The organism is Providencia sp. M-27 (genome assembly GCF_011077905.1).
In the GTDB taxonomy this organism is placed as follows: Bacteria; Pseudomonadota; Gammaproteobacteria; order Enterobacterales; family Enterobacteriaceae; genus Providencia; species Providencia huaxiensis.
Window position 1 is genome coordinate 366,386 of record NZ_JAALBT010000002.1, and the last position, 12,245, is coordinate 378,630.

At 41.1% G+C, this 12,245-nt stretch carries 14 protein-coding genes; 7 read left to right on the forward strand and 7 right to left on the reverse strand.

The genetic code is table 11. The features are described from left to right. Nucleotides 1-7: 7 nt before the first annotated feature. Nucleotides 8-565 carry a glycine cleavage system transcriptional repressor gene (locus tag G6Q48_RS05075; protein ID WP_102139830.1) on the reverse strand — a complete coding sequence of 186 codons (558 nt, stop codon included), beginning with the start codon at nucleotides 563-565 and terminating at the stop codon, nucleotides 8-10. Nucleotides 566-852: 287 nt separating this feature from the next. Here G6Q48_RS05075 and dapA point away from each other — a divergent pair, with 287 nt between their 5' ends. The 4 genes from dapA to purC all read left to right on the forward strand — a co-directional run bounded on the left by dapA (nucleotide 853) and on the right by purC (nucleotide 4,808). Then, complete coding sequence (gene dapA, locus G6Q48_RS05080) at nucleotides 853-1,761, forward strand: 4-hydroxy-tetrahydrodipicolinate synthase (RefSeq protein ID WP_102139831.1); 909 nt, start codon at nucleotides 853-855, stop codon at nucleotides 1,759-1,761. Between the two features lie 16 nt (nucleotides 1,762-1,777). Further along, nucleotides 1,778-2,833: an outer membrane protein assembly factor BamC gene (bamC, locus tag G6Q48_RS05085; protein WP_102139832.1), complete on the forward strand. Its 1,056-nt coding sequence runs from the start codon at nucleotides 1,778-1,780 to the stop codon at nucleotides 2,831-2,833. 192 nt (nucleotides 2,834-3,025) lie between these two features. After that, nucleotides 3,026-3,673 carry a hypothetical protein gene (locus tag G6Q48_RS05090; protein ID WP_241098748.1) on the forward strand — a complete coding sequence of 216 codons (648 nt, stop codon included), beginning with the start codon at nucleotides 3,026-3,028 and terminating at the stop codon, nucleotides 3,671-3,673. A 421-nt stretch (nucleotides 3,674-4,094) separates the two neighbouring features. Continuing rightward, nucleotides 4,095-4,808: a phosphoribosylaminoimidazolesuccinocarboxamide synthase gene (gene purC / locus G6Q48_RS05095; RefSeq protein ID WP_102139833.1), complete on the forward strand. Its 714-nt coding sequence runs from the start codon at nucleotides 4,095-4,097 to the stop codon at nucleotides 4,806-4,808. A 73-nt stretch (nucleotides 4,809-4,881) separates the two neighbouring features. On the opposite strand, the gene G6Q48_RS05100 is transcribed toward purC, so the two are convergent. The 5 genes from G6Q48_RS05100 to G6Q48_RS05120 are packed head-to-tail and all read right to left on the reverse strand — an operon-like array spanning nucleotide 4,882 to nucleotide 8,271. After that, nucleotides 4,882-5,682, reverse strand: coding sequence for an energy-coupling factor ABC transporter ATP-binding protein (locus G6Q48_RS05100; protein ID WP_166264794.1), 801 nt, complete (start codon nucleotides 5,680-5,682; stop codon nucleotides 4,882-4,884). Further along, complete coding sequence (locus tag G6Q48_RS05105; protein ID WP_166264797.1) at nucleotides 5,669-6,532, reverse strand: energy-coupling factor ABC transporter ATP-binding protein; 864 nt, start codon at nucleotides 6,530-6,532, stop codon at nucleotides 5,669-5,671. Before G6Q48_RS05105 ends, G6Q48_RS05100 begins: the two co-directional genes overlap by 14 nt. Beyond that, nucleotides 6,523-7,227 carry an energy-coupling factor transporter transmembrane component T gene (locus G6Q48_RS05110; protein WP_166264800.1) on the reverse strand — a complete coding sequence of 235 codons (705 nt, stop codon included), beginning with the start codon at nucleotides 7,225-7,227 and terminating at the stop codon, nucleotides 6,523-6,525. The genes G6Q48_RS05105 and G6Q48_RS05110 overlap by 10 nt, the downstream gene beginning before the upstream one ends. Continuing rightward, nucleotides 7,228-7,809 carry an ECF transporter S component gene (locus G6Q48_RS05115; RefSeq protein WP_125891130.1) on the reverse strand — a complete coding sequence of 194 codons (582 nt, stop codon included), beginning with the start codon at nucleotides 7,807-7,809 and terminating at the stop codon, nucleotides 7,228-7,230. 36 nt (nucleotides 7,810-7,845) lie between these two features. Continuing rightward, the gene (locus G6Q48_RS05120) at nucleotides 7,846-8,271 is read right to left on the reverse strand and encodes a PPC domain-containing DNA-binding protein (protein WP_102139837.1); all 426 of its coding nucleotides are present in this window, start codon (nucleotides 8,269-8,271) and stop codon (nucleotides 7,846-7,848) included. A 577-nt stretch (nucleotides 8,272-8,848) separates the two neighbouring features. Here G6Q48_RS05120 and G6Q48_RS05125 point away from each other — a divergent pair. After that, complete coding sequence (locus G6Q48_RS05125; protein ID WP_102139838.1) at nucleotides 8,849-9,301, forward strand: DUF441 domain-containing protein; 453 nt, start codon at nucleotides 8,849-8,851, stop codon at nucleotides 9,299-9,301. A 7-nt stretch (nucleotides 9,302-9,308) separates the two neighbouring features. Beyond that, a complete protein-coding gene (locus G6Q48_RS05130) occupies nucleotides 9,309-11,330 on the forward strand; it encodes a tRNA(Met) cytidine acetyltransferase TmcA (RefSeq protein ID WP_166264803.1) in 2,022 nt (673 codons plus the stop codon). Here G6Q48_RS05130 and G6Q48_RS05135 read toward each other — a convergent pair. Next, nucleotides 11,311-11,502 (reverse strand): YpfN family protein, encoded by a 192-nt coding sequence (locus G6Q48_RS05135; protein ID WP_109912443.1) that lies wholly within the window; start codon nucleotides 11,500-11,502, stop codon nucleotides 11,311-11,313. The genes G6Q48_RS05130 and G6Q48_RS05135 overlap by 20 nt on opposite strands. A gap of 342 nt (nucleotides 11,503-11,844) precedes the next feature. Here G6Q48_RS05135 and G6Q48_RS05140 point away from each other — a divergent pair, with 342 nt between their 5' ends. Continuing rightward, nucleotides 11,845-12,237 carry a DUF454 family protein gene (locus tag G6Q48_RS05140; RefSeq protein ID WP_102139840.1) on the forward strand — a complete coding sequence of 131 codons (393 nt, stop codon included), beginning with the start codon at nucleotides 11,845-11,847 and terminating at the stop codon, nucleotides 12,235-12,237. Nucleotides 12,238-12,245: the final 8 nt, after the last annotated feature.

The following is a 12,245-nucleotide window of genomic DNA, read 5'->3' on the forward strand; positions in this document are numbered from 1 at the left end:
ATCTCCGTTAACTTTGCATATTGGGGTTGTTAACAATACTTATGTTGCCTTTGGCATTTAGCATTGTACACAGTTGTTGAAATTTATTTTTTATAATTATGCCATTATCGTCCAACGGGTCGTGTGCAGTAATCTGAATCTCCAGTTGAGCGGGCATATCATTATTGGCTGGTTGTGTTTTAGAAACAAGCTCTGCGATATTACACTGCGAAGTTGTGAATAAATTTGTGAATTGCTCGACAATACGAGGTGCATCGTCGACAACAATATTCACGGTTACGGTTGATGGGTAATAGGTTGTTTGGACACTCTGGGTTCTTTTCATTACGATGAGCAAATCAAGCTCAGCGCCTTTAGGTGGTAATGTTGCCTCTAAAAGGGTGATCGCATTCCAGCTGCCGGATAACATCATAATAAAGGTGAATTCCTTGCCAAACATCGCTAAGCGACTATCTTCAATATTACAGTCACACTCGCTGACGAGGCGTGTAATGGTATTCACAATGCCCGGACGATCTGTTCCCAGCGCAGTAATGACAAGAAATTGCTGTTCAGTCTTAGGCAAAGTCTATTCCTTAGTATTGTAATTATGTCAGTTAAATATTTGATTAGAATATCGCCGTAAAATTCGGGCATTAAAAACTGACTGACTATGAAGTTAAGGAAACCATAAAAAAGGGAATCTGCCAAGAGGGGAAATAGACTCTTGCGAGAAATATCAGTGAATTATTACTTCTATTTAAGTTAATGTCCTCGGCATTAACAAAATTCATTAAATTCTTGCTGTTGGGTGGTTTTCTTCTTTGAAATGAAAAAGTAACATGGGGGTTCAATTATTGAGGGGGTATCGCTATGGCTAATGGAAACGCAAATTATAAAGATTTTTTAACGGGAAGCATTGTTGCAGTTATCACACCAATGGATTCGGCAGGGCGTTTAGATAAAGCCAGCCTAAAAAAATTGGTGGATTACCATGTTGAAAGTGGAACAACTGCTATTGTTTCTGTTGGTACAACTGGCGAGTCAGCAACCTTAACGCATAAAGAGCATGTCGATGTCGTAAAAGCGACACTCGAGTTAGCAGATGGCCGTATTCCTATTATTGCAGGAGCGGGTGCAAATGCGACAGCGGAAGCTATTTCTCTGACAAATGATTTTGAAAACAGCGGTGTAGTTGCTTGCCTGACAGTAACACCTTATTATAATAGGCCTTCTCAGGAAGGGTTATATCAGCATTTTAAAGCAATATCAGAAAACACCAGCTTGCCACAAATTCTTTATAATGTACCATCACGGACGGGCTGTGATATGTTGCCTGAAACCGTGGGGCGTTTAGCAAAACTGGCGAATATTGTTGCAATTAAAGAAGCAACAGGGAACTTAGCTAGGGTTCATCAAATCAAAGAACTGGTTGATGATAATTTTGTACTGTTAACAGGTGATGACGCAACAGCACTTGATTTCATGCAACTGGGTGGTCAAGGCGTTATTTCAGTCACATCCAACGTTGCTGCACCGCAGATGGTAAAAATGTGTGACTTAGCGCTTGCAGGCAAATATACTGAGGCGCGTGAATTAAATAAAAAACTGATGGGGCTTCATCTTCAGTTATTTGTTGAACCAAATCCAATTCCAGCGAAGTGGGGCTGTCATCGCTTAGGTCTGATTGCAGATGGTACATTACGGTTGCCAATGACACCGTTAACCACCTCAGGCCAGCAAAAAGTTGAGGAAGCCTTGAAGCTCGCTGGGTTACTGTAAAATTTAGGGAATTTTAATGGCAACATTATTGCAAAAATCGAAGGTTATGAAGGTTGCTGGCCTGTCACTTGTCGTGTTACTGGCAGCCTGCTCCAGCGATCAGCGCTATAAACGTCAGGTCAGTGGTGATGAGGAATATCTCAATGCTGCGCCATTGAAAGTGTTGAATGTGCCACAAGGGCTGACATTACCAGAACAAAATGGTGAGTATGATATCCCTAAAGCCACATCAACAGGGGCAATAGGAAAAGCGTTAGACATTCGTCCACCAGTACTGACAATTTCGCAATTAGCGGGTTCTCGTACAGAGGATAGCGCTCAAGCAAGCCGTTTGTTGCTAGAAAATACACCTGAAAATAGTGCGCTTTGGTCACAAGTTACAATGATCTTAGAGCAAAGAAATATTCCAGTGTCCTCTAAAGATGATGGTTCTCGCTCAATTGAAACCGATTGGGTGAAATGGGACCGTGCAGATGAAAACGTTCCAATTGAAAGCCGCCATAAAGTCACGGTACAACCCGAAAACGGTATGATGGCATTGACGGTAACAAGCTTAGGTTTACGTCAAGGTGGAGAGACAATTACCGATGTTGTCGAAACTCAACGATATAACAAGCTGTTATTGAATGAATTAACCGATAACTTATATACGTTACGTGATACCTCAAACAAAGGTAGCATTCAAAACGCGTATGGCATTATAGATGTTCAAACGGGTAGTGATGATACTGGCTTACCTTTAATTGTCGTTCGTGCACCATTTGACGCAGTATGGGAGCGTTTACCTCACACCTTAGAAAGTGTTGGTATGAAAGTGGGTGACCGTACACGTTCAAGTGGTTCTGTAATGGTGACTTACAAAGGTTTAAGCAGCTCAGAATGGCAGGCTTTGGGCATTGATGACCCAACTGTGCCAGAAGCAGACTATAAAGTGCAGGTCGGTGACTTAAATAACCGTAGTACACTGCAATTTATCACCACTAAAGGTGTGCCTTTAACACAAAAACAAAATGATGAAATGGTTGCCGCGCTGAAAGCAGCGTTTAGTAAAGCACCCGCTAAAAAGTCATAATTCAACATTTTGAGATTGTTAATTAAACCGTAGCTTAAATGCAAGCTGCGGTTTTTTTATGGGTAATTTTAATCGCGTAGTGGCGTTATAAATATCAATTATTGATAGGGCTAAATTAAGTTTGATGGATTTGTCATCCCACTATTTTCGGATATACTTCAACGAAAATCGCTAACATCAAGGAGAAGAGGGATGGATAATCACGCGATGAAACCCATCAAAAATAGTCGTGATTGTATGCCAAGGAAAATATCAGGGGCTGAGTTTAACCAAAAATTGAGAATAACAGCCAGTAATATAGAAAATACACAGTGTTTTCTAACTAAAGGGGTAATAGACTTTAGTTTGCAGGGGTTTGATATACCGGAAGGTTACCGACTCGTAAAATCACTCAGGAAACAACAATATCGCTTGATTGCTAATGGGGAAAAGCCGGAAACTCTTTATCTCGTTGAACTAAAATTTCGCAAAGACATTGTGATCGGGAAGATAACGTGCACACAAATTAAAGTTTGGCGAAGCACTGCTCATCAATATATTAAAATTATCAAAGATTTACCTCGTCAGTTTTTTGCTTACCTTCTTAATACATATTGCATTATGGTAACCGATGAAGAGCAAACAGATGCAGGTCAACGTTTTTGGGAAACCATGATCAATTGGGCATTTGATAAAAAATATTATGTTTATGCCTCAAATGGTGAAGAAGAAAACCGCCTATTGATCCCGATTAAAGATATGGATGATTTTTACTTAAATTGGATGGAGTTGTATTGGGGGAAAGATATTGATATTCATACACATAGGTTGGTGGCCATCAGTAAAACGCCCTTAATCTAAATAGAATAACCTCTCTAATGATTTATTCTCTGTATTTGGTTCATGTTATTTCTATCGTAATTTATATGCTTAGCTAATTATTAATTGGCCTTTCGTTAGTTTTAATTTTTTCCTCTCTGCAACGCTAATTTTATTTTTCATATTTTCACCTAAAACAAATGGACAAAAAATCAGTGTTTATGGTTAAGTAATCGTTTGCGTCTGCTCGGGAATTTTATTATCATGATTAGCAGTGAATTATAAAATATTGAATATCAGCTAGTTAGCGTTTCGCATGGTGAATTTCAGTAACTAACTGAAACAGAGCAGAAAATTAACAATGAATAGGCCATTTGGTGGGTTTTTGTTCTTCTGTTACTTATCTGAATCTGCTGTGCAGGTTGATTTTGTTTAGTTTAATCACATCTCTGGAGTGTGTAAGATGCAAAAGAAAGCTGAGTTGTATCGTGGTAAGGCAAAAACAGTCTATACCACAGAGGATCCTGATCTACTGGTTCTGGAGTTCCGTAATGATACATCAGCACTCGATGGTGAACGTATCGAGCAGTTTGACCGTAAAGGTATGGTAAATAACAAATTTAACCATTTCATTATGAGCAAATTAGAAGCCGCCGGTATTCCAACACAAATGGAAGCATTATTGTCTGACACAGAAGCTCTGGTGAAAAAGTTAGATATGGTGCCTGTTGAGTGTGTGATCCGCAACCGTGCAGCAGGTTCACTGGTAAAACGCTTAGGTGTTGAAGAAGGCATGGAGTTAAACCCGCCTTTATTTGATTTATTCTTAAAGGACGATGCCAAGCACGACCCGATGGTGAATGAATCGTACTGTGAGACATTTGGCTGGGTGAGTAAAGAAAACTTGGCAAAAATGCGTGAGCTAAGCTACAAAGCCAATGAAGTGCTCAGTAAAATTTTTGCTGATGCAGGGCTAATTTTAGTCGATTTTAAACTGGAGTTTGGCTTGTATAAAGGCCAAGTCGTCTTAGGCGATGAGTTTTCTCCAGACGGTAGCCGTTTATGGGACAAAGAAACGCTCAATAAAATGGATAAAGACCGTTTTCGTCAGAGCCTTGGCGGCTTAATTGAGGCTTACGAAGAAGTCGCACGTCGTATTGGCGTGCAGTTAGATTAATCAATTTCCTATAATTTGAATGATATTTTAGCCTGCATTGCAGGCTATTTTTTTAGCCATTAACCCAAGGCGGCTATTGGTGAATCAAATGAGTGACCCATGAAGAGAGAGTGGTATCCGTGGTATTTATTTGTAGTTGCTGACTAAGTGACATCAATGTCGGTGCGGGAAGTGGGCTTTCAACTTGTAATTCTGGATGACCTAATACTTCCAGTGGTTGACCATCAGCAATTAGATTACCCTTTGATAGATGCAATACACGCTGAAAATGGCGGGCAACAAAATCAAGGTCGTGGCTAATCGAAACGACAGTTACCCCTTTTTTTCGTTGTAATGTTAGCCAATCTTCAAATTTTCGCATCCAAAAGGCATCAAAGTCACGGCTTGGTTCGTCAAGTAGCAATAGCTTAGGGGAAACAGCCTCTAAACAAGCAACAGCAACCATCCTACGTTGGCCTGCGTGCAAATCTAAAGGGTGTTTACCCGCCACGTCGGATAGGTGGCAAATTTCAAGTGCCTGATGTACTCGGTCTTGAATATCACGTTTATGATATTTCTGGCGTTTTAAGCCAAACGCAATTTCATCACGCACACAACTATGAAAAATTTGTTTCTCAGCTTCTTGGAATAAAATGCCGATATGGTTGGCTCTTTGTGGTGAAGAGAGAAGGTGAAGCGGCTGGCTATCAAGCAGAATGTCGCCTTGTGTTGGTTGTAATAACCCCGCTAAAAGGCGCAACAATGTTGATTTTCCTGCACCATTATCCCCAACCAAAGCAACCCATTCACCAGGGTGAATAGATAGAGATAAAGATTGTATATTATCAATAGTTGAACTTGGCCAACGATAACTCAGATTGTTAAGCTGTAACATATTGCTCCTTAAACATCTGTAGCAATCGCGCTTCATCGTGGGGAATATTTCCTTGCCAATGCCCTAATTTGACCAGCTCACCTACCGCCCGCCATGCATCTGGCATATTGATTGTTTCAAGAGCATCAAGAAAAACATCATTTAAACTGCCTGTTGCGACCATTTTCCCAGCTTCTTGAAAGGCTTGGCCTGTACTTAGCAAAAGGAATGAGTCACAGAAACGGATGGCCGGTAGTAAGTTACGTTCAAAAAAAATAATGCTGCAGCCCGTTTGTTCTGTATAGCGTTGTAATTGGGCTAAAATGCGTTGTGTTGCACTTGGGGTTAGTCGACTAAACGCTTCATCGAGTAAAAGGAGTTTAGGCTGCATCGCTAATGCACTTGCTAACACAACGCGCTGTGCTTCTCCGCCTGATAAGGTGGCAGGGTGGCGGGTACGCAGTGCCTCACAAAATGTGAGTTCAATGGCAAGTTCAACTCGCTCACTAATTTCGTTGGGTGTTAAACCGAGGTTCTCAGGCCCGAATGCAATTTCCTGTTCAACGGTAAACGCGCAGCCTGAAAGTTGTAATTGGGGGGATTGTTGAACAAGTTGGCGTGAGATAGACACTTGAACCACAGAGCTGTCAGCTAAGGGGGCTTGAAATACCTCTGCGGTTCCTTCAATTTTCCCCTGAATGAGGTCATTATGCCAACCTGCAACTATTTGTGCTAACGTACTTTTTCCACTACCGTTACCACCCAATACACATAGCCATTGGCCTGCATTGAGCTGAAGGTCAATTGGCCCTAATAGGGACTGTTCCGCGCCTTGTGGAATGAAGCGCATCTGTTGTAAATTCACCACCACAGAGAAAGACCGCCTTCAATAACAATTAACAAAACTAACCCATACCTGAGCAAGGCTTGGTGGGTGCTATCCACCGGTGGGTTCAATGTCGTGCGTTTAGTACAATAGCGAAAGCCACGCATGTCTAATGCAGCGCCACGAATACTCAATTCACTCAAGGTATTACTGGCAAGTGGAAACAATAGGGCAGGTAACGATGTAATACGTTGCCAAAAGCGACCATCAAGAGGAACGCCTCTGGCTATTTGTGCTTCACGGATAGTGCTTAATTGTTGACGAAGTTGTTCGGCAAGCAGTAATGGGCCTGCGAGTAGGTAAGCGAAACTCGCAGGTAAACGGCTGGCAAATAAAGCCCGAATAAAGCGTTCAGTCGGTACATATTGCAGCCAAAGTTGAGAAGCACTAATAATCGTTAATAACTTAAACCACAATGCCAACGCAAATTCAGGGCGGCTATTTTTTAAAGTGGCTCCAGTTAATAGCTGAGCTAGCCAGCCACCATGAATTAACCAAAGCCCTGCCGCCATGGGAAGCATAATCCATACAACAATTTTCCAACGGTGGCGGGCTGGCCGCCATAATATTAAAGCAGCGAAAGTGCTGCAACCTAGCAGGATTAATGGCCAACCCAGTGGTAAAAAAAGCGAAGTGACACTGAGCCAAAACCAAATTGTCAGCGAGGTAAATGGATGCATCTAACGGACCTTAGCCATATTTGGGTAATTACGTTGAACGCGTTCTGGTAACTGTCGAACCAGTAACCAAGCAATAATGGCTGATGCAACTTTATCTGCAATATTGGCGCCTAATACCGTAATTGCTACTGATTCTAATAAGTTATCGCCAACTGCATGAAAATACGCGACAAAAAAGTCAGCTCCACTACCAGTTGTTCCTGCAAATAAGTAAGTGCGAATGGGAACAGCAACGATCATTAACGCAAAAGTAATCACAACACCGGATAAGATCACTCTTGGTAAGGTACGAAAACCGCCTGCACGAGCTAATAAGCCAGCACTCAGGCCAATCATCATCGCAACAGGCGCGAATGCAGCTGCAATTGGACCACTGAGTAAGCCCCATAATAAATTCGTTAATAAGCCACTCAATAATGCAACCCAAGGGCCAGCTAATAATGCACAAATTAGCGTTCCGATAGAATCTAAAAATATAGGCAATTTTAGCATCGAACTTAATTGGCCAATGACCATATTAATGGCAATAGAAAACACAATTAAAGTCAGAGTGCGACTAGAGATAATCGACGTTTTACCCATGACAAAGTCATTCCTTACAGTAATAAAATAATAAAATTAACGAGACGTGATAATCAGCTCTTCATAACCAGACAACGGGCAAGGCTCACGAGTGAAATTAACTTTCTCAAGTTCCCCAATAACCAGCTCTAATGTGGTTCTAACAGTACAACCCGGCATCATATGACCACCGAGGACTTTTCCGTGTTCATCGGAGACAGATAAATGCAGGTGTTCACCCTGGGCATCTAACGTGCCAATGAATGAAACAATTTCAAACTTACCGGTTGTTTGAAAGGTATTCTCTTGGCCTGCAAAACGCAGTGCAACGTCAGTTAAGCTGCCGACACTACTGACAATAAATGCAGCTTTTAGGCCATGCTGCTCAATTTTTTGTCTTAATGTTAAGATCACATCTTCGCCAGGGACTAAGCGGATGGCAATAAAACGAGCGTTTGAATAGGGTGATAAAAGTTGATTCATATTATTAATCCTAATAATTGTGCTTGCGCTGAGCGTCGCACAACCATTGAAATCACTAAAATTATAAATAATGTGAAGTTATGATTTTTCAGTATTAATTGGTCGTGATTATTATACGCAATTGAGATGGATTGTCTGGCGGTAAAGGTATTTCGGTCTATCTTCAGCAAAAGGCACCATAAGTTGGTTTTTATAATGATAAATATAAAAAAAAGCGAGAAGTAAAAAAATAAACAGTGATGAATATTCCGAATATTTAGCTTAAGTTTTATCGATGGTCAGGATTATCCGTATTACCATGTTAATTTTTGTTCAATTAAGGGAGGCGCCGTCAGATATTCTGAGTGACTATTTTTCTAGAAGCATTAAATAGCGAATAAAAAATAGCTCAAATGTCACATTTTGGTTAATTAACTGTGCAGAGATAGTGGCTTATTATTAATTAAAAATATCGTTATAAAAATAAAAAGAGTTGGCGTTAATATTTGCTTCTTTGATGATGAGCCAATAACATGTTTTTAAGTCAGTCGATTGACTGCAAATAAATTATAATTGTGCGTTTTACAGGGACAAATCTATGAGTCATGTTGATCCAACACTAATCATTCTCTTGGTATTAGCTGGGTTAGGTATTATCAGTCATAATATGACAGTCACCCTTGCGATGCTATTTTTATTGGTAGTCAGAATAACACCATTGAATAATTATTTTCCATGGATTGAAAAATATGGTTTAACCATTGGCATACTTATCTTAACTATCGGCGTTATGACACCAATTGCGAGCGGCAAAATAACCGCTAGTGAGGTATTGGGCTCATTTTTGAATTGGAAATCGATTCTGGCAATTGTTATTGGGATCGCCGTTTCTTGGCTGGGTAGCCGAGGCGTCACATTAATGACCCATCAACCGTCTACTGTTGCAGGCTTACTTGTTGGAACCGTGATTGGCGTAGCCTTATTCCGTGGTGTGCCTGTGGGGCCTTTAATCGCGGCAGGGATATTGTCATTATTAATTGGTAAATCATAGCATTACGATGTTGAAATTACTTCCTGTTATTATCGAGCAGCTGCATCTGGTTGGCATGCGTCGTCTTATGGTTCTTTCTGGCGACAATGTGTGGGTGGAACAGCAACTCAACGAAATTCAAACAACTATTGATGGCGACTGGTTAACGATTTCATCAAACTTGCCTCACGGTATTTCCCCTGAAAATGCCCATCTATTATTGGGCCGTGAATTTTTGCATGGCATTTTTGATGTGCGTGAAGGCTTTCATAGCGAAGCGCTAGCCATGCTTGCTGGCACGTTAAAAGCAGGGAGCTTGTTAATATTATGCACCGCACCGCAATCTGAGTGGGCGACAAATAATGATATCGACAGCCTTCGTTGGAATGAACAATCTGGGGTTATTTCGACACCGAATTTTGTTCACCATCTGCAACGGACTTTTGAAGCATCCTCTGATATTTTATTTTATAAACAAGGGGATAAACCTGATTTTCCATTGCTAAAAAACAAACCGTTATGGCAAGCACCTACAGGCCATCCAACAAAACAACAGCAACAAATAATTAGCCAATTATTAAACGCAGAACATGGAGTTTGGGGCTTAATAGCGCCAAGAGGGCGCGGAAAATCGGCAATAGCAGGCATGTTAATACAACAATTTGGGGGAGAGTGTTGGTGCTGTGCACCTGCCAAAGTGGCGACGGAAGTATTAAGCCGACATGCAGGCCAACCGATTAACTTTTGGTCACCTGATAACTTATTAGCCTACTGCCGCAGCAATGAAAAAATAACAGCAGATTGGCTGATCATCGATGAAGCTTCCGCTATTCCTAATTATATTTTACGAGAGCTGGTTGAGTATTTTCCCCGTGTTTTATTGACCACAACCGTCGATGGCTATGAGGGAACAGGGCGTGGTTTCATGTTGAAATTTTGCGCAAGCTTAACGCATTTCAGGTTATTGCAACTTGATAGCCCTATGCGCTATGCGGCTAATGACGCCTTAGAATCATGGGTTAATAGCGCTCTATTACTGCAAGAGCCCACCTCTCAAACGGTTATTACTGAAACTGTTGAATATAAAGCGTTAACTCAGGCGTCATTAGTAGAAAATAATGAAAGACTAAGCGCATTTTATGGCCTATTGATGAGCGCACACTATCGAACGTCACCATTAGATTTACGACGACTATTGGATGCTCAGCAACAACATTTTATGGTGGCAAAAACCGAGTCTCATAATTGTGCTTATTTAGGTGCATTATGGATGGTAGATGAAGGACAGTTGACCGAATCATTGAGCTGGCAAATATGGGCTGGGCTTCGTCGACCAAGAGGAAATTTAGTTGTCCAGTCATTGGCAGCTCACAGTGCTTTTCCTAATGCGGCACAGTGGCAATCTCGCCGTGTAATGCGTATTGCGGTTGATGCGCACCACCGTAGGCGCCAAATTGGTTTAACGCTGTTAGAAAAACAAAAAACAGTTGCTACAGAGCAAGGGTTGGATTTTTTATCTGTTAGTTTTGGGCTAACACCTGATTTAACGGCTTTTTGGCAAAAAGCCGGTTTTAGGCTGATACGCATTGGCACTCATAAAGAAGCAAGCAGTGGCTGTTTTACCGCAATGGCTATTCTACCGATATCAAACCGTGCATACCAACTCTGTGAACAGGGGGAGTTACGGCTAAAACGTGACCTATATTGGCGCAGTGATTTACAAGAGTTTGCTTTCACAACAGACTCACAACAGCAATTAACGACAGATGATTGGGTTGAACTCATCGGGTTTAGTGAGTTTAAACGGCCCATTTCTGCGAGTGAAAGTGCGATTCTGCGTTTATTGAAGGAAGAAAAAAACGGGCTTTCGCTTCTCAGACGGCATTTGGTGTCATGTGAGCCCATCGCACAGATTTGCGCAGATGTTGGTATAACAGGGCAAAAGCAATGGCTACAACGAGTAAGAGAAGAGGTTGGTATACAGGTAAAACAATACCAACCCACGCTGTTAGCGGAGATAAAGCAAAAGGTTATTTCTTCTTGTCTTTAGGCCAATCGTCTTCATCATCCCAAAGGTGGTTATTATCTTGATGTGGGGGAATTTCTGGCTTGTCATCTAAAAACTTTTTGGGGTCCAATTTCATCATTTCTTTGACTGAATTCCAGATAATACCTACCAATAAGAGTAAAATTATCCACCAGTAGTCGGCTAACCATTGCATACATTACCTTCCATTCGTCATTCTTTGAGCTGTCTGTGCGTTGATATCGCTCAGTTACCCTAGTCACATACTTTTGTATGCTCCTAGGGATGCCTTCACTCATCGCCTTCATACAACTCAAATAATTTAGAATGGGTTGAGAGAGCCATTCTTTGAGCTGTCTGTGCGTTGATATCGCTCAGTTACCCTAGTCACTGCTAGTAATAATCATTCCAACAGGCAAAAGCGACTTTTCATTAAGCTTGTTTACCATTAGAGTATACCATTGATATTATTATGAGTTACCACAAAATTTATGCGGTTTTTACCATTTAATTTATTTATTAGAGAGGAGGAGTAATTTTGAAAAAATTGTTCCTCATTGTTATTGGATGGTTAGCTGTTGCGCTGGCTTTTGCTGGCGTCGTTCTTCCTGTTTTGCCGACTACGCCTTTCTTATTGCTGGCGGCATGGTGCTTTTCTCGTTCATCTCCACGCTTTCATCATTGGTTATTATATCGCTCTTGGTTTGGGGGGTATATCCGTCATTGGCAAAAGCACAGAGGGCTACCTAAAGGGGCAAAACCCAAAGCAATTATATTGATAATACTTACTTTTTCATTATCAATCTGGGTTGTTAGTTATGTATGGTTGAAAATTGGCTTATTGGCACTGTTGTGTTGGCTGCTTATTTTTATGTATCGACTTCCAGTTGTTGATGAACAAATTTCCACGAAAAATAAAAAAGCCTCATAAATTATGTA